The sequence below is a fragment of the Homoserinibacter gongjuensis genome (assembly GCF_030161875.1).
Lineage (GTDB): Bacteria > Actinomycetota > Actinomycetes > Actinomycetales > Microbacteriaceae > Homoserinibacter > Homoserinibacter gongjuensis.
Map to the genome: position 1 here is coordinate 962495 of NZ_BSVA01000001.1, position 15807 is coordinate 978301.

17 protein-coding genes and 3 pseudogenes are annotated in these 15807 nt (G+C 71.5%); 6 read left to right on the plus strand and 14 right to left on the minus strand.

The features are described from left to right. Positions 1-2 precede the first annotated feature (2 nt). Complete coding sequence (locus tag QQK29_RS05200) at positions 3-287, plus strand: GNAT family N-acetyltransferase (protein WP_284298379.1); 285 nt, start codon at positions 3-5, stop codon at positions 285-287. Here QQK29_RS05200 and QQK29_RS05205 read toward each other — a convergent pair. The 9 genes and pseudogenes from QQK29_RS05205 to QQK29_RS17825 all read right to left on the minus strand — a co-directional run bounded on the left by QQK29_RS05205 (position 277) and on the right by QQK29_RS17825 (position 6320). Further along, a complete protein-coding gene (locus QQK29_RS05205) occupies positions 277-1227 on the minus strand; it encodes a hypothetical protein (RefSeq protein ID WP_284298381.1) in 951 nt (316 codons plus the stop codon). The genes QQK29_RS05200 and QQK29_RS05205 overlap by 11 nt on opposite strands. A gap of 94 nt (positions 1228-1321) precedes the next feature. After that, positions 1322-1603, minus strand: coding sequence for a hypothetical protein (locus QQK29_RS05210; RefSeq protein ID WP_284298383.1), 282 nt, complete (start codon positions 1601-1603; stop codon positions 1322-1324). Positions 1604-1613: 10 nt separating this feature from the next. Further along, positions 1614-2374: pseudogene (locus tag QQK29_RS05215) on the minus strand (SGNH/GDSL hydrolase family protein). Positions 2375-2383: 9 nt separating this feature from the next. Next, positions 2384-3144: pseudogene (locus QQK29_RS05220) on the minus strand (heme ABC transporter ATP-binding protein). Continuing rightward, on the minus strand, positions 3141-4043 hold the full coding sequence (locus QQK29_RS05230; protein ID WP_284298389.1) for a FecCD family ABC transporter permease: 903 nt from the start codon (positions 4041-4043) through the stop codon (positions 3141-3143). Before QQK29_RS05230 ends, QQK29_RS05220 begins: the two are co-directional and overlap by 4 nt. After that, on the minus strand, positions 3965-4222 hold the full coding sequence (locus tag QQK29_RS05235; protein ID WP_284298391.1) for a hypothetical protein: 258 nt from the start codon (positions 4220-4222) through the stop codon (positions 3965-3967). Before QQK29_RS05235 ends, QQK29_RS05230 begins: the two co-directional genes overlap by 79 nt. Beyond that, on the minus strand, positions 4219-5268 hold the full coding sequence (gene lplAB, locus QQK29_RS05240) for a lipoate-protein ligase LplAB (protein ID WP_284298392.1): 1050 nt from the start codon (positions 5266-5268) through the stop codon (positions 4219-4221). The genes QQK29_RS05235 and lplAB overlap by 4 nt, the downstream gene beginning before the upstream one ends. A gap of 195 nt (positions 5269-5463) precedes the next feature. Beyond that, complete coding sequence (locus QQK29_RS05245; protein WP_348533811.1) at positions 5464-6051, minus strand: alpha/beta fold hydrolase; 588 nt, start codon at positions 6049-6051, stop codon at positions 5464-5466. After that, entirely contained in the window at positions 6018-6320 is a 303-nt protein-coding gene (locus QQK29_RS17825; protein WP_348533812.1) for an alpha/beta hydrolase, read from the minus strand. Before QQK29_RS17825 ends, QQK29_RS05245 begins: the two co-directional genes overlap by 34 nt. 71 nt (positions 6321-6391) lie before the next feature. On the opposite strand from QQK29_RS17825, the gene QQK29_RS05250 reads away from it, so the two are divergent. Both QQK29_RS05250 and QQK29_RS05255 read left to right on the plus strand, forming a co-directional pair. Next, entirely contained in the window at positions 6392-7900 is a 1509-nt protein-coding gene (locus QQK29_RS05250; protein ID WP_284298394.1) for an MFS transporter, read from the plus strand. A 9-nt stretch (positions 7901-7909) separates the two neighbouring features. Then, on the plus strand, positions 7910-8512 hold the full coding sequence (locus QQK29_RS05255; protein WP_284298396.1) for a DnaJ family domain-containing protein: 603 nt from the start codon (positions 7910-7912) through the stop codon (positions 8510-8512). Between the two features lie 10 nt (positions 8513-8522). Here the strand turns inward: QQK29_RS05255 and QQK29_RS05260 are convergent, their stop codons facing one another. Then, positions 8523-9881, minus strand: a complete 1359-nt coding sequence (locus QQK29_RS05260; RefSeq protein ID WP_284298398.1) for an MFS transporter — start codon at positions 9879-9881, stop codon at positions 8523-8525. A gap of 279 nt (positions 9882-10160) precedes the next feature. Between QQK29_RS05260 and QQK29_RS05265 the strand changes: the two genes are divergently transcribed. Then, positions 10161-11261 (plus strand): heme/hemin ABC transporter substrate-binding protein, encoded by a 1101-nt coding sequence (locus tag QQK29_RS05265; RefSeq protein WP_284298400.1) that lies wholly within the window; start codon positions 10161-10163, stop codon positions 11259-11261. Between the two features lie 6 nt (positions 11262-11267). On the opposite strand, the gene QQK29_RS05270 is transcribed toward QQK29_RS05265, so the two are convergent. Both QQK29_RS05270 and QQK29_RS05275 read right to left on the minus strand, forming a co-directional pair. Then, positions 11268-12152, minus strand: a complete 885-nt coding sequence (locus QQK29_RS05270; protein ID WP_284298402.1) for an aldo/keto reductase — start codon at positions 12150-12152, stop codon at positions 11268-11270. A 48-nt stretch (positions 12153-12200) separates the two neighbouring features. Further along, a complete protein-coding gene (locus tag QQK29_RS05275) occupies positions 12201-12827 on the minus strand; it encodes an SGNH/GDSL hydrolase family protein (protein ID WP_284298404.1) in 627 nt (208 codons plus the stop codon). Positions 12828-12864: 37 nt separating this feature from the next. Between QQK29_RS05275 and QQK29_RS05280 the strand changes: the two genes are divergently transcribed. Together QQK29_RS05280 and QQK29_RS05285 are read left to right on the plus strand one after the other, a co-directional pair. After that, complete coding sequence (locus QQK29_RS05280; RefSeq protein WP_284298406.1) at positions 12865-13278, plus strand: alpha/beta hydrolase family protein; 414 nt, start codon at positions 12865-12867, stop codon at positions 13276-13278. Continuing rightward, the gene (locus tag QQK29_RS05285; RefSeq protein ID WP_284298408.1) at positions 13275-13493 is read left to right on the plus strand and encodes a prolyl oligopeptidase family serine peptidase; all 219 of its coding nucleotides are present in this window, start codon (positions 13275-13277) and stop codon (positions 13491-13493) included. Before QQK29_RS05280 ends, QQK29_RS05285 begins: the two co-directional genes overlap by 4 nt. A 133-nt stretch (positions 13494-13626) precedes the next feature. Here QQK29_RS05285 and QQK29_RS05290 read toward each other — a convergent pair. Next, positions 13627-14722 (minus strand): annotated as a pseudogene (locus QQK29_RS05290) (acyl-CoA dehydrogenase family protein). A 136-nt stretch (positions 14723-14858) separates the two neighbouring features. Next, positions 14859-15494, minus strand: a complete 636-nt coding sequence (locus tag QQK29_RS05295) for a hypothetical protein (RefSeq protein WP_284298410.1) — start codon at positions 15492-15494, stop codon at positions 14859-14861. Positions 15495-15807 lie beyond the last annotated feature (313 nt).

Consider the following 15807-nt stretch of genomic DNA (forward strand, 5'->3'; position numbering starts at 1 on the left):
ACATGAGCGATCAGGTCGTCGACATCCCCGAACGCAGCCGGTTCGTGCTCGAGCGCGACGGCGAGACGATCGGCAAGGCGATCTACCGACGCGAGCCCGGGGTCATCACCTTCACCCACACCGAGGTCGACCCCGCCATCCAGGAACGTGGACTCGGCTCGATGCTCGCGAAGGCCGCACTGGATGCCGTGGCCGCCGAAGAGGGAACGCGCGTCGTGGCACAGTGCCCGTTCATCGCCGCCTACATCGAGCGGCATCCGCAGTACCAGCCGCTGCTCACTCGCTGAGCGGCGCTGCCCTCCGGCGGCGCGCGAGCACCGCGCGGAGGGCGATGCCTGCTGCCGCGACGACCACCGCGATCACGAGCGGCGGGAGCACGAGCGAGGGCATGGAGAGGTAGGCGGAGAACACGCTCAGCACGTACTCGCGCAGCTCTGCGGGGAAGTGCAGCATCATCGACGACCCCACGCCGGCGGTGACGGCGGTGGCGACCGCGGGCACGAACCAGAGCAGGAGCAGGCTCGCGACCGCCGCGATGGCGCGGCCGACGCTGCGTACGCCCGCCCAGGCGATCGCGACGCCGACCAGCACGGCGGGGATGCGCCGCACCACGCCGCCCAGGTCGAGCTCGATCGGCAGCACGCCACGTGGGCTCATCGCCATCTCGAGCCACCAGCCGACGGCCAGCGCGCCCAGCACGAGCCCGATCATGGCGCCCGCGCGCGGGGCGGCCGCGACGAGCCCGAAGGCCAGCACGGCGAAGAGCATGCCGACGACCGCGATGCCGACGGAGGCGAGCAGGTACAGGCTCGCGCGATCATCCGAGGGCAGCCCCGACTCCAGCGCCTGGGCGCTCTGCGCGGTCGCCACGATCTGCACGAACAGCAGCCCGGCCGCGATCGAGAGCGGGGCGCGCGCGGGCAGGCGCGACCGCAGGGCCCGCGCGGCGATCCCGGCCACGACACCGCCGACCACGAGCATCCCGACGACCGCTGTCAGGTAGGAGTTGCCGAGCGGCAGCAGCGCGACGGGCATCTGCTCGGGCAGCGCCTCGAACGCCCACATCGCCTGCAGCGGCAGGCGCATCCCGGTGAGGATCCACGGCAGCAGACCGATGAGAGCCGCGCCCAGCCCGATGCCGAGGCTCGCGAACGCACCCCGCCACTGGGGCGCGCGCGGAGGCTCGGGTTCGGAGAAGGCGGCGGGTGCGGGGGTCTCAAGGCTCACCAGCCCACGCTAGCCGTCCCTCGTACATGGCGGATCGTGCGTCAGGCGGATCTTCACGGGCAGGCCCTCGCGTTCGCCATGGAGAGGGGACGCGTCACCGCTCGTCGGGCAGTTCGATGCGCACGCGACCGGCCTCGAGATCGAGGCGCCCGTCGCCGGGTGCGGGCGCGGGGGCCGGCAGTTCGTTCTCGATCGCCGCGATCTTCTGCGCTTCGTGCTTGGTGGGGTGGAACACCTCGTCGGCGAACCCGAACGCGCCGTTGCCGGATCCGCGGCCCTGGTTGGTGCCGCGCAGCTCGATCCAACCGCGCCATTGCGCGACGGCGACGGCGCCGACGAACACGACGCCCAGCGCGACCCAGCCCCACCACGGCATGTTGTCCAGGCTACGCCGGAAGGACCGTGGTCCACCCTCCGCCGAACTTGGGCTCGCGGCCGTCGCCCGAGGAGGTGCCTGTGAGGCGTCGCTTCACCCAGGGTGCGACGTGCGTGCGGTAGTAGGCGGCGCCCCGCAGTCGCGTCGCCTCGGTCAGCTCGGGCAGGTCCCACCACTCCGCAGGCCGCGGCACGCCGAGCGCGTCGAGCGTGCGGGCGGCGACGCGATGGTGGCCGCGGGTGTTCATGTGCAGGCGATCCTCGGCCCAGAAGCGCGGCGTCGCGAGCTCCTCATCGAACCAGTTGTAGGCGCGGATGATGTCGGCCCGATCGGCGAGACGCTGCTCCACCACGCGCGAGAGCAGGTCCCCCGCCGCTTCATGACGCGACCCAGGGGCAGCTGCCGCGTCGGGTCGGCGCCGGAGAGCAGAATGAGCCGCACGCCCTCCTCGTCGCAGCGACGCAGCACGTGACCGAACAGACCCACGATGCGGTCGACATCCGCTTTCGGGCGGAGGATGTCGTTGCCCCCGCCGTTGAACGACAGATGGGTGGGCTTCAGGGCGAGCGCGGGCTCGAGCTGCTCCTCGACGATCGGGCCGATGAGCTTGCCCCGGATGGCGAGGTTGGCGAAGTCGATCGGCTCGCCGGTACCGGCGGCCCAGCCCTCGGCCACGAGGTCCGCCCAGCCGCGCACCCGCCCGTCGGGCAGTTCGTCGCCGACACCCTCGGTGAACGAGTCGCCGATGGCGACGTAGCGAATCGAGGGCACCGCAAAACCCTACGCCGCCCGCCGCGGGATGATGAGCGGGCGGCCGTCGCGCACGAGCACCTCGACCGGCAGCCGGTAGACCTCGGCGATGAGCTGCTCGGTGAGCACCTCGAGCGGGGTGCCGAGGGCGCGCAGGCGGCCGACGTCGAGCAGGGCCACACGATCGGCGTAGGCGCCGGCGAGCGAGAGATCGTGCAGCACGACCACGACCGTGCGCCCCTCCCGGGCGAGGTCGCGCGCGATCCGCAGCACATCCTCCTGGTGGCGCAGGTCGAGCGCGGCCGTCGGTTCGTCGAGCAGCACGACGGGGGTGTCCTGTGCGAGCACCCGGGCGAGCGAGACGCGGGCCCGCTCGCCGCCCGAGAGCTCGGTGAACCGGCGCTCGGTCAGGTGGGCGACATCCGTGCGTTCGAGGGCCTCGCGGATCGCGGTGCCGTCGAACTCACGTGCCGGCGTGCGCGCCCACGGGCTGCGCCCCATCTCGACGACCTCGGCCACCCGGAACGGAAAGCTCACGGCGTTGTCTTGCGTGAGCACCGAACGGATGCGAGCGAGCTCGAGCGGTTCGAGCGCGTCGACCGGGCGGTCGTCGATGAACACCGCCCCGGCATCCGGATGCCGCTCCCCGCGAGCGCCGAGAGCAGCGTCGACTTGCCGGCGCCGTTCGGACCCACGAGCGCGAGCAGTTCGCCCGTCGGCACCGTCAGGTCGACGTCGTCGACGGCCCGGCGGGCGCCGAGTTCGACCGTGACGTGCTCCGCACGGATCACGCCCAGCCTCCCGAGGCGCGGCGCTGCCGCCAGAGCAGCACGAAGAAGAACGGCCCGCCCACGAGCGAGGTGAGCAAGCCGATCGGCAACTCGGCTCCCCCGATGAGCGTGCGCGCGAGCAGATCGGCCACGACGATGAGCAGCGCGCCGCCGAAGGCGCTCGACACCAACAGCGCGCGGTGCGCGGGGCCGAGCAGCATCCGCATGAGGTGCGGCACCACGAGACCGACGAACGAGATGATGCCCACGAACGCGACCGCGACGCCCGTCAGCAGGGCCACGAGCACGATCGACGCGAAGCGCAGTCGCTCGACGTCGATCCCGAGATGGCGGGCGTTGCGCTCCCCGAGGGCGAGGATGTCGTAGCGCCGCCCGAGCAGCACCGCCACGACCGTGCCGATCGCCGCCACCGCGAGCACGAGCAGCGCCTCGCGCCAGAGCGATCCCGAGAGCGATCCGAGCTGCCAGAACACGATCTGCTCCCGGCTCGCGCTGCCCGCCATGAACAGCAGGAAGGCGAGCCCCGCGCCACCGAAGGCGTTGACCGCGATGCCCGTGAGCAGCAGCGTGACGACCTCGGTGCGCCCGCCCGCGCGGGAGACCCCGTAGACGAGCAGCGTCGCGCCGAGCCCGCCGGCGAAGGCGAGGAGCGCGATCGTCCACTCGCCGAGCGCCAGCAGGCCCGTCACGATCGCGATGGCCGCGCCGAACGCGGCCCCCGCCGACACCCCGACCACTCCGGGCTCGGCGAGCGGGTTGCCGAATACGGCCTGCATGACGGCACCGGCCACCGCGAGAGCCGCGCCCACCCCCATCGCCATCACGATGCGAGGAAAGCGGATGACCCACAGCGCGGCATCCGCTGTCGGGTCGATCGGGGGCCAGGGTTCGGCACCCACGGGTTCGGGATCCAGGTGCCGTGCAGGAACGACAGCACGACCTCCTGCACGCTCACCCCGAACTGGCCGACGACCGCTGAGACGATCGTCGCGACCACGAGCAGCACGGCGAGCGCGATGCCGACGAGGGTGCGACGGCGGGCGAGACGCGCCGCGGATGGCACCGCGGGCGCGCTCACGGCACCCGGTAGAGCCACTCGTCGGTGGAGAACTTCTCCGCCACGAGCTGCTCGGCGCGCGCGTACTCCTCCGGTGTGATCTCGTCGTCGTGGAGGCCGTGCAGCGAGCGGAAGGTCTCGACCATCCGCTCGATGATCGCCTCGCGCGGCATCCCGGTCTGGCTGCGCAGCGGATCTACGCGCTTCTGCGCCGACTTGGTGCCCTTGTCGCTGAGCTTCTCGCGCCCGATGCGCAGCACCTGCACCATCTTCTCCGCGTCGATGTCGTACGACATCGTCACGTGGTGCAGCACGGCGCCGTCGGCGAGCCGCTTCTGAGCGGCACCGCCGATCTTGCCTGCGGGGCTCGCGATGTCGTTGAGCGGTTGGTAGGTGGCCTCGATGCCGAGACTACGCAGCGCCACGAGCACCCAGTCGTCGAGGTAGGCGTAGCTCTCGGCGAAGCTCATGCCCTGCACGAGCTCGGTGGGCGCGTAGAGGGAGTAGGTGATGATCGACCCGGCCTCCATGAACATCGCGCCGCCGCCCGAGATGCGGCGCACCACCGGGATGCCGAACCTCGCGGCGTTCTCGGGGTCGACCTCGTTGCTCACCGACTGGAAGCTGCCGATGACGACCGCGGGCTCGTTCCACTCCCAGATGCGCAGGGTGGGCTTGCGGCGACCCGCGGCGACCTCCTCGGCGAGCACCTGATCGAGGGCGAGGTGCGTGACGGGGCTCAGAGGGCCCGGGTGCACGAGTTGCCACTCGTAGTCACGCCACGCGGTCGCGTGGTGCACGGCTCGCCGCACGGCCGTCGCGATGGCCTCGGGCGAGAAGCCGAGCAGCACGGCGCCCTCGGGCAGGGCCCGCTGCACGGCCGCCGCGATCGTCTTGCCGTCGGAGTCGGCCGGCAACCCCGTCAGGGCCGCATCGATGAGCGGCAGCGCGTCGTCGGGCTCGAGGAAGAAATCGCCGGAGAGCCGCACGTTCGCGAGGCGTTCACCGACGACGTCGAGGTCGACCACGACGAGCTTGCCGCCCGGCACCTTGTACTCGCCATGCACATCTCAAGCCTAGTCGCGCGGTGTTAGGCGTGCCTTAGTCGCGGCGGGCCGCCCTCGCTGGTTTCTGTTGTGCAGGAAAACCGGCGCAGTTGTGCAGGACAATCCGCCGACTTCCCCGGATTCACAGGCCTCGCGCGCGGGGCCGTCTGCAGAACTCCTGCACAACAGCGGAGGTCCTGCACTACAGCAGAGCGCTCAGCGCACGTGCGCGTCCAGCCACGCGACGATGTCGGCGCGCACCTCGTCGTGGTTGGTCTCGTTGAGCATCTCGTGACGGCCGCCGGGGTAGACGGTGACGGTGACATCCGTGAGTCCCCCGCGCTTCTCGTAGGCCTCGGCGAGCTTGCGGATGCTCGCGGGGCCGCCGAGCGGGTCCTCCTCCCCGATCATGATGAGCATCGGCAGGTCGGCGTCGAGCTTCTTCGGGGTGCCGAGCAGACGCAGCGTGTCGGCGAGGCCGAACAGCTTGAGCACGGTCGCGTCGAAGGTGAGCGGGTCGGCTGCGAAGGCGGCCCACACCTCCGGGTCGCGCGAGAGCCATTCGTGGCCCGTCGTGCCGAGGTGCTTGTGCCGGGCGTTGAGGTCGCCGCCGTTCATGTCGGTGAGGGTGCGGTAGGCGGTGGCCGAGAGGATGACCGCCGAATAGAGGGCGGCATCCGTTCCGATGATCTTCTGGGCGAAGAGCGAGCCGAGACTGTGCCCGAAGAGCACGAGCGGCACGCCGGGGTTCTCGTCGCGGATGATGCTGCTCAGCTGCTGCACTGCGGCGATCGCGGCCCGCACGCCCCCGGCCCGAGCTTGCCGAGCTTGCTCGTGTCGCCTCCCCACTGCTGCATGCCGGTGGCACCGTGTCCACGATGGTCGTCGGCGTAGACGGTGTACCCCGCGGATGCCAGGGCTTGCGCGAAACGCTCGTAGCGCGTCGCGTACTCACCGACGCCGTGCAGCAGCTGCACGATCGCGCGGGGCGCATCCGCGGCCCATACGTAGTAGTGGATCGTGACGCCGTGAGCGTCGACGAAGGTGCGCTCGCTGCGCGTGACATCGGTCATGGGGCCTCCTCGCCGCTGAAAGCGTAGCGGCGCTCAGGCCGTGTCCGGACGCGCAGGGCATCATGGATGGAATGAGTCTGATGTTCCGGTCGTTCGCCACCCGGAACTACCGCATCTGGTTCGCGGGCGCGCTCGTGTCGAACGTCGGCACCTGGATGCAGCGGATCGCCCAGGACTGGCTCGTGCTGGCCGAGCTCACCGACGATGACGCGGTCGCCGTCGGCGTCGTGATGGCTCTGCAGTTCGGTCCGCAGCTCGTGCTGCTACCCGTCACCGGATGGGTCGCCGACCGGTTCGACCGGCGTCACGTGCTCGCGGTCACCCAGGGGTCGATGATGCTGCTCGGCGCGGGCCTCGGGCTGCTGACGATCTTCGGCGTCGTGCAGCTGTGGATGGTGTTCGGGTTCGCGCTCGGGCTGGGCGTCGCGGCCGCCTTCGACTCGCCGGCTCGCCAGGCCTTCGTGGGCGAGCTCGTCGACGACAACTCGCTCGCCAACGCGGTCGCGCTCAACGCGGCATCCTTCAATACGGCGCGGCTCATCGGTCCGGCCGTGGCCGGGATGCTCGTGGCGGTCGTCGGTTCGGGCTGGGTGTTCCTGATCAACGCGACCACCTTCCTCGCGGTGCTCGGGTCGATCTGGGCGCTGCGACCGGCGGAGTTCACGCCCTTCACGCGCAAGGCCCGCGGGCGCGGCCAGATGCGGGCCGGGTTCCGCTACGTGAGGCGCCGGCCCGACATCCTGCTGGTCTTGGCGATGGTGTTCCTCACCGGCACCCTCGGCTACAACTTCCCGATCTACACCGCCACGATGGCGAAGGTCGAGTTCGGGGAGGGTCCGGAGGAGTTCGGCTGGCTCTCCTCGGCGCTCGCCGTCGGCTCGGTCGCCGGCGCCCTCATCGCCGCACGGCGCGACCGCCCCCGCCTGCGCACCGTCACCCTCGCGAGTCTCGCGTTCGGCATCTCCCTGGGAGCTGCGGCGCTGGCACCGGAGTTGTGGAGCTTCGCGGCCCTGCTCGTGATCGTCGGTTTCAGCGGCATCACCATGATGAACACCGCGAACGCGTACGTGCAGACCACGACGGCCCCCTCGATGCGTGGCCGGGTGCTCGCGCTCTACCTCGCGATCTTCATGGGCGGGACCCCGATCGGGGCTCCGCTCATCGGTGCCGTCGCGGATCTCGCCGGGCCCGCTGGGCGATCGTGGTGGGTGCCGCCTCCGGGCTCGCCGCGGCGGGCATCGCCGCCATCTTCTACGTGCGCACGCGCGAGGTGCGCCTGCGCTGGTCGCGCCGCGGCCGGTGGCCGATCAGCCTCTCGTCGGCGACGCCCGCGGATCGCGACACGGCAACCCAGGAGATCGCGATCGTCGAGGTCGGCACCCAGCGTTGACCCTGGCGGCGCGCTCGCCGAACGACGGCTTCCTCTGTTATGCAGGACTTCCTGTTGTGCAGGACTTCCGCTGTTGTGCAGGACTCCGGATGCTGTTGTGCAGGAACCGGCGGGCCGAAGCCCGAGAATCCGGGCCTCACGCCAACCGAGCCCGCGCGAACTCCTGCACAACAGCATCCCGCCGACGTAGCGTAAAGGCATGCCCGACAGCGACGGCGACGCGATCCGGGCGGCCCTGCGCTATCGCCTCGACCGCTTCCGGCGCGAGCAGCTCGGCGAAGAGGTCGAGCCCGAGGAGCAGCAGCGGGAGGCGACGGATGCCGACCGCGCCCTCGCCGCGGAACTCGCGATCCAGCAGGCCATGCGCCGCGGCGACTTCGACAACCTGCCCGGCGCAGGCAAACCGCTCCCCGGCCTCGGCGACGGCCGACACGACCCCGACTGGTGGCTGCGTCGCAAGATCGAGCGCGAGCAGCTGCGCGGTCTCGGCCCGGCCGCCTACCTGTTGCGCACCGAGGATGCCGCGCTCACCGAGCGCCTCGACGCGCTCACTCGAGCGGATGAGGTGCGCGCCGTGATCGAGGACTTCAACGCCCGCATTCTCGAGGCGCGGCGGCAGTTGCTCGGCGGGCCGCCGGTCATCACGCAGCCTCGCGACGTGGATGCGGAGCTCGCTGCCTGGGAGCAGCGCCGCACCGCGCGTGCGGCCGAGCGGATGCCGCCGCCCGAGCAGGAGCCGAAGCGGCGGCGACGGCGGTTTCGAGACGCGTCGCCCTTCGGGCGGCGCTCCTCAACCATCTGACCAGCGCCCCCTACGGCCGCGGGTCGCGCGCGTCGTAGTGGCGGAAGGTCGACTGCACGCGCACGAGCACGGCGATGATGGCCACGATCGCGAGGCCGCCCGCGAGCGGCGGCAGCCAGAGGGTCGTCAGCACCGCGAGCCCGCCGGCGAACATGTCGCCCACCCGCGGGCCGCCCGTCACCACCACCACGAAGATGCCCTGCAGCCGACCACGCATCTCATCGGGCGCGGCCGTCAACAGCATCGTCGAACGGAAGATCGCGCTCACCTCGTCGGAGGCGCCCGTTCCCACGAGCGCGAGAGCGGCGAGCAGCAACAGCGGAAGGTTGACCTGGTGCCACTCCTGGCCGACCGGACCGAACCATCCGGTTGCCGCGACCGCGATCACGACGCCGAACAACGCGGTGAACGCGCCGAACAGCATGATCGCGCGGCCGATCGCCACGCCGTAGCGATGCACGTGCGCGACGGGTCCGCTGAACAGGCCCGTGAGGAAGGTGCCGATGGCGGTGGCGGCGGTGAGCACGCCGACGGTGACCGCGCCGCCTCCGAGCACCGAGGCCCCGATCGCCGGCAGCAGCACGTAGGGCCGGCCGAGGCTCATCGCGACGATGTCGACGATGAAGCTCATGCGGATGTTGGGGGCGTTGCGCAGAAACCGCACGCCATCGGTGAGCGAACGCCAACCCGGCTTCGCGGTGTGGGTGAGGGGCGGCAGCTTCGGCAGGCCGACGACGCCGAGGAACCCCGCGGTGAAGAGCACCGCGTCGACCGCGAAGGTGAGCGGGAAGCCGATCGCGGCCACGAGCACGCCCGCGAGCGCCGGACCGATCGTCATCTGCAGCCCGAACGCGATACCCCCGAGGGCGTTGGCGCGCGACACCATGTGCTCCGGCACGATGCGCGGGGTGACCGAGCTGCGGGTCGCGTTCGAGATCGTCGCGGCGACGGCGTTGAGCGTCGTGAGCACGTAGAGCGGCCACACCTCGGGCCGCCCCTCGACGAACTCGTCGATCGCCGCGAGCGCCACGATTCCGAGGATCGCCGCCCAGGCGATGATGCTCGAGCAGATGAGCACGAAGCGCCGGTCGAAGGCGTCCGCGAGCATGCCGCCCCAGAGGCCGGCCACGATCATCGGCACGAGCGCGATGCCGCCCACGAGGGCGACCGCGAAGGTGTCACCGGTGATGTCGAAGACGAACAGCCCCACGGCGACCGTCGTCACCCAGTACCCGACTCCCGAGATCGCGGTGCCGATGAAGAGCCGGGCGAACACCGGATGCTCGCGCAGCGGGCTCAGGTCGACGAAGCGGCGACGCCGCGGCAGTTCGATGGACTCGGTCGGGTCGGGGTTCTCGGTCGAGCTCATCGCCGCAGTAGCCTACGCGGCTGGCGTCGATCCGGCTGGCGTCGGTCCCGCTGCCGCCGATCCGGCGGCCGCACAGGGAAACGGCCCGCCGAGGGGGATGGGCGGGCCGTCTCAGGAGCTGCGACGCTCCGGGATCTCCCGCGGCGGCGACCACCACAGCGCCGCCGCGGGATGCACTCATGGTAAGGATCGTGGCTGGGCGTCCGCCTCACGCAACCTGGGAAATCGGGGCCTCGCTCGCAGGTTAGGTGTACCTAACACTCGCCTAGAATGGCACGTGTGACCCGAGCCCTCCGCGCTGCCCTCGCGGCCGCAGCATCCGCTGTGCTGCTCGCGGGTTGCGCGGTGACCGCCGACGCCGGCGGCCCGGCCGCCACGACACCTCCCGCCGACACCCGGCCCTTCTCCGAGCTCGACTTCTACCCCGACCCGCGCCTCGCCGAGGGTGCACGCACGGCCGTCGTCGCCACGGATGCGGTCGATCCGATCGCGCACGACGCGGCACAACTCCTTCCGGCCACCGTCGTGTCGCACGACCCGGACGGCGACCGTGACGTCGTCGTGCGCGACACCTCGCGCGTGATCGCCCTCGACCTGGCCGGCTCGCTCGCGGCGACCGTCTGGGGTCTCGGCCTCGGCGACACCCTCGTCGGGCGCGACATGTCGACCACCTTCCCGGGCACCGAGCACCTGCCCATCGTGACCTCGGGCGCCCACGCCGTGAATGCCGAGAGCGTGCTGGCGTTGCGTCCGACGCTCGTGCTCACCGACGGCACCATCGGCCCGCGCGACGTGCTCGAGCAATTGCGTGAGTCGGGTGTCACGGTCGTCTTCCTCGAGAACGAGGCGAGCCTCGAAGGTGCCGTGCAACTGGCGCGCGACACGGGGCGCGCGCTCGGCGTGGCCGAGGTGGGCGAGCTGCTCGCCGAGCGCATCGCATCCGAGGTCGACACGGTGCGGGCGCAGATCGCGGCGGTGGCCCCGAGCGACGCCGACAAGAAGCTGCGCATCGTGTTCCTCTACCTGCGCGGCACGAGCGGCATCTACTACCTGTTCGGCGCGGAGTCGGGCGCCGACCACCTCATCGAGGCGCTCGGCGCGCGCGATGTTGCCGCCGAGCTCGGCTGGGAGGGCATGCGCCCCATGACCGACGAGGCGATGGTCGAGGCTGATCCGGATGTCGTGCTCGTGATGACGAACGGCCTCGCCTCCGCGGGCGGTGTCGACGGTCTGCTCGAGGCGAAGCCCGCGCTCGCGCTGACCTCCGCGGGCAAGCACGAGCGCTTCGTCGACATGGGCGACGGCCAGCTCCTGAGCTTCGGACCGCGCTCGGCTCTCGTGCTCGATGCGCTCGCGCGCGCCCTCTACGCCAAACCCTGAACGGCTCTAGTCGGTCGGCGGGGCGGGTGGCGCACCGAGAGCCTCGAGGGCGCTCCAGAACTCCACGTCGATCACGGCGCGCTGGTGCGCCTCGAGTTCGCGCAGCCGGTCGACCGAGTTGACGCCCACGACCGTCGTGTGGATGCGTGGCTCGCGCAGCGAGAAGTGCAACGCGGCCGCGGCCGGCTCGACGCCCCACTCCGCGCAGAGCGCGCGGAAGCGGTCGACGTGCGCCAGGAATTCGGGGCTCGGTTCGCTGTATCCGTAGGTGCGGCCACGGAAGTTGTCACCCGCGAGGATGCCGGAGCCGAAGGGCGCCGCGTTGAACACCGTCATCCCGCGTTGCGTCGCGAGCTCGAGGATGCGCTCGGCGGAGCGGTCGACGACGGTGTAGCGGTTGTGGGTGAGCACGACGTCGAAGACGCCCGTCTTCACGTACTCCTCGACGAGCTCGCGGCGGCCGGCGGCGATGCCGATCGCGCCGATGCGACCCTGCTCGCGCAGCTTGAGCAGCACATCCACGGCACCGCCCGGAGCGAGTGCCTCGTGCACCTCGATCGTGTACGGATCGTGCAATTGGTAGAGGGGCAGCGTCGCGAGCCCCAGCCGCTCGGTGGACTCCTCGAAGCTGCGCCGCATGCGGTCGCCCGTGAAGGCGCCCGTCACCGGGTCCTGGTCGCCCTTCGAGAACACCACACGGTTGTCGGGCAGCCCGCCGAGTTCGCGGATCGCGGCGCCGAGCAGGCGCTCGCTCTCGCCATCCGCGTAGTTGTTCGACGTGTCGACCTGCCGGAACGGCGAGGTCAGAATCGCTTTCGCCAGGTTCAGATCCGCCCCGGGGCGCTTGCCGAGGCCGGAGGTGCCGACGGTGACGGGTTCGAGGGGGATCATGCGTCCATGCTGTCAGTGTTTGTCTGGCGTCGCGATAATCCGCGACGCTCAACCCGCGGGAGCTGCCTGGCCAGCTGCGCCCTCCGCCGCCTCCCACGCCTCGGCGATGAGCTCGGCTCCGAGGGGCGTCGGGTGCACCCCGTCGGCCGCGATCGCCGCGGCCCCGTGGTGCGCCGCGGCGACGGTGAGGATGCGGTGCAGCGGCACGAAGGCCGCTCCGAACTCGGTCGCGAGCGAGGCGACCGCGTCGCGCTTGCCCGCGAGGTCGTCGAGCCACCCGTGCTGCTCCTCGGTGACGGGTGTGAGGTAGGGCTCCACGAGCACGAAGCGCGGGTTCACCGTGGCGCGCGCCTCCTCGAGCAGGCCCCGGTAGACGTGCTCGAACTCGCTCGCGCTCGTGGGCATCCCCGCATCGAATCGACGCCAGGTGTCGTTCACGCCGACGTACACCGTGAGCACGCTCGGTGCCGGATCGATCGCATCCGCCTGCCACCGGGCCCGCAGGTCGCCGATGCGGTCCCCGCCGACGCCGCGGTTGAGCACCGTGCGGTGGTCACCGCGTGTGGCGAGACTCTGAGCCACGAGCCGCACGTAACCGAGCCCGAGGTGCTCGGGGTCGTCGCGCCGGCCCGCGTCGGTGATCGAGTCGCCGATGAAGAGCAGTGGCCCGGTCATGGGGTCAGGCTAGGGGCATCGCGCGCATGATGGAACTGTGGATGAGCTTCACGTGATCGTGCTGCCGGGCGGCGGATACCACCGGCACGCTCCGCACGAGGGGGAGCCGGTGGCCGAATGGCTGCGCGCACTCGGCCACGCCGCCAGCGTGTTCGCGTATCCGGTGCTGACCCGGCATCCGGCGCCCCTGGATGCCGTGCGGGCCGAGGTGCGCCGCGTGCGCGAATCGGGTGCGAGGCGCGTCGCACTGCTCGGCTTCTCGGCAGGTGGTCACGCGGCGGGCATGGCGGCCTACACGGCAGGTGCGCCCGAGGAGCGCGTGGATGCCGTCGTGCTGAGCTACGCCGTCGTGTCGATGCTGCTGCCCACCCACAAGGGATCGCGCGTCAACCTGCTCGGCGCGAAGGCCCCTGGGAGGCGCGGCGGGCCACCTCACTCGATCAGCTCGTGACGCCGCTGGCCCCGCCGAGTTTCGTGTGGCACACGGCCGAGGACCCCGTGGTGCCCGTGCAGCACAGCTACCTGCTCGGCATGGCGCTCGCCGCCGCCCAGGTGCCGCACGAGCTGCACGTGCTGCCGGGGGATGTGCACGGCGTGGGACTCGCCGAGGGCGAGCCCGCGGGCGCGTGGACGGCGTTGTGCGCCCAGTGGCTGGGGAGGCTGTAGCTCGACGGTCAGGCGCTGGTTTCGAGACGCCGCTGCGCGGCTCCTCAACCAGCTCGACGGCTGTAGCTCGACGGTCAGGTGGTTGAGGAGCGCGCGCGGGGCGCGTCTCGAAACCGCCGCCGACGCCGGCCCGCTACAGCGGCCCGAGCAGGTGCTGCGCGACCGTCGCGTGCACCGACTCCGTGTCGGAGGGGTGGTAGATGCCGGCGAGCACATCGCGGTGCAACCGTGCGAGCTCACTCGCATTGCGGTAGCCGCCGCCACCCGCCACGCGCATCGCCTGGTCGACGACATGGCGAGCCGTCTCGGTGGAGCGGTGCTTGAGGCCCGTCAGGTCGCGGAACCAGCGCGCTCCGCGGTCGGCGCGCGTGTCGACGTCACGAGCGACCGTCTCGAGTTGCGGGGCCAGCGCATCCAGGGCGAGGGCCGCATCCGCGATACGCCAGCGGATGTCGGGGTCGGCCGCGTAGGGCGCTCCCCGTTCTTGAGGCTCGTGCGCTTCTGCGCCGCCTCGACGGCGAGTTCGAGAGCGCGGTCGGCGATGCCGGCATAGACGGATGCGATGAGGGTCAGGAAGTTGGCGAACAGCGCGAAGATGAACGGGTCGGCGTTCGGCCCGACCGGCAGGAAGCGCACGATGCGCGCGTCGGGGATCACGACGTGGTCGAGCTTGGTCGTGCGGGACTGGGTGGCGCGCATGCCGAGGGTGTCCCAGTCGTCGAGGGTCGTGACGCCCGCGTCGTCGCGCGTGAGGATGCCGTGCACGAGGCGCGGGCCGTCGGGGCCGTCGGCCTCCTTGCCGAACACGCTGAGGCGGGTCCAGGCGGGCGCGAGCGAGGTGAAGATCTTCGTGCCCGTGAAGGCGAACCCGGCGACGGGGTTTCAACTCGCTCGACGGTCGTCAGCGAGTCCCACATGACCAGATCGTTGCCGGGCTCCGAATTGCCGAAAGCGAACAGCTCACCTGCCTCGGCATCCGCCAACACCCAGGCGAGCGAGTCATCGCCCCGTTCGGCGAGAGTACGCGCGATGCCCACCACGATGAGGTGCATGTTGACCGCGAGCGCTGTGGACGGCGCGTAGGCGGCGAGCAGCCTCTGCTGGGCGACGTTCTCGGACAGAGAGCGCGGGCGCAGGTAGCCGGCCTCACGCAGCTCGGCGAGGTCCTCGTCGAAGAAGCGGTTCTCGCGGTCGTAGTCGGCCGCGCGCGAGCGGATGCCCTCGAGCAGCTGGGGGTCAGCGCAGTCACGTCTCCACGCTACGCCGCCCCGCCCCCGCGCGCCCGACGAACGCCCTTCTCGGCGGCGACGATCACGACGGAGTGCCGCGCCGCACCTGAAACGGCACGGCACTCCAGCGGATGCGCTACCCGCGCGTCGCACCCATCGGCAACAGCTCGGCGGAGGCTCCGACCTGCTCGCCGGTGGTCGGCCACTCCTGCGTGAGCAGCGCCGGGCGCACCAGGGCGGCGAGCCCGACGAGTCCGTAGCCGAGCGCCATCGCCGTGGTCGCGATGTCGCGACCCACATTGATGGCCGTGAGCAGCGCGACGGGAAGCGCAACCGCGATCGCGAGCGGCACGAGCAGCATCGCGAGTCGGGGCACAGGGGCCCAGCGCCGGGAGCGCCAGGTGAGCAGGGCGAGCGCGGCGAGAGCCGCGATGCCGGCGATCGTGGCGATGTCGACGAGGCTGTAGTCGTCGACTCGCCCCGATGCGAGATGCAGGATCACGGCGACGATCATGCCGGTGGCCGAGATCGCCGCCGCGAGCCGCACGGCGACCACGAGGGCGCCGCCGGCCGCCCGCGAGACGAGGTGGAGCGCCACGACGGCGAGCATCGCCACTCCGAGTACGAGGGTTCCCGTGTCGGCGAGCTGCACCGCGAGCGGGTCGGGCCACTGACGTTCGAAAACGAGTGCGAGCACGCCCGAGCCGAACGCCGCGGTCGCGGCCACGGCTCCGAGGGAGCGGATCGTCGCCTCGGGGACGGACGGGGACATAGAGGACCTCCAGGGGTTCTGGCGCACGGCACCCTGCCGCGCATCCCCAGAGTCGCCCGGTGGCGGCCCGGCGCGACAGGGGCGACGCGCATCGATCTCGCCCGCGTGCGTCCCGGCGTCCCGGGACACCGTGACCCGCGCGCACGGGACGCCTCCCCTGCCACGATGTCACCGTGCACACTCCCGCCTCCCGGATGGGCTCCGTCGCCGCGGTCGTCATCGTCGCGCTCGGGCTCGCCGGCGCCGTCATCGCGGTCGGGCTCGACACCGCGACGGGCGCGCCGTGGGGCGACGTGGCGCTCGCCCCCGGCTG

Bases quoted from the DNA above. Each gene is read 5' to 3' on its own strand.
- QQK29_RS05200 (WP_284298379.1), top strand. From the start codon at position 3: ATGAGCGATCAGGTCGTCGACATCCCCGAACGCAGCCGGTTCGTGCTC.
- QQK29_RS05270 (WP_284298402.1), bottom strand. From the start codon at position 12,152: ATGATCCCCCTCGAACCCGTCACCGTCGGCACCTCCGGCCTCGGCAAG.
- QQK29_RS05275 (WP_284298404.1), bottom strand. From the start codon at position 12,827: ATGACCGGGCCACTGCTCTTCATCGGCGACTCGATCACCGACGCGGGC.
- QQK29_RS05255 (WP_284298396.1), top strand. From the start codon at position 7,910: ATGCCCGACAGCGACGGCGACGCGATCCGGGCGGCCCTGCGCTATCGC.
- QQK29_RS05210 (WP_284298383.1), bottom strand. From the start codon at position 1,603: ATGCCGTGGTGGGGCTGGGTCGCGCTGGGCGTCGTGTTCGTCGGCGCC.
- QQK29_RS05295 (WP_284298410.1), bottom strand. From the start codon at position 15,494: ATGTCCCCGTCCGTCCCCGAGGCGACGATCCGCTCCCTCGGAGCCGTG.
- QQK29_RS05260 (WP_284298398.1), bottom strand. From the start codon at position 9,881: ATGAGCTCGACCGAGAACCCCGACCCGACCGAGTCCATCGAACTGCCG.
- QQK29_RS17825 (WP_348533812.1), bottom strand. From the start codon at position 6,320: ATGACCGATGTCACGCGCAGCGAGCGCACCTTCGTCGACGCTCACGGC.
- QQK29_RS05250 (WP_284298394.1), top strand. From the start codon at position 6,392: ATGAGTCTGATGTTCCGGTCGTTCGCCACCCGGAACTACCGCATCTGG.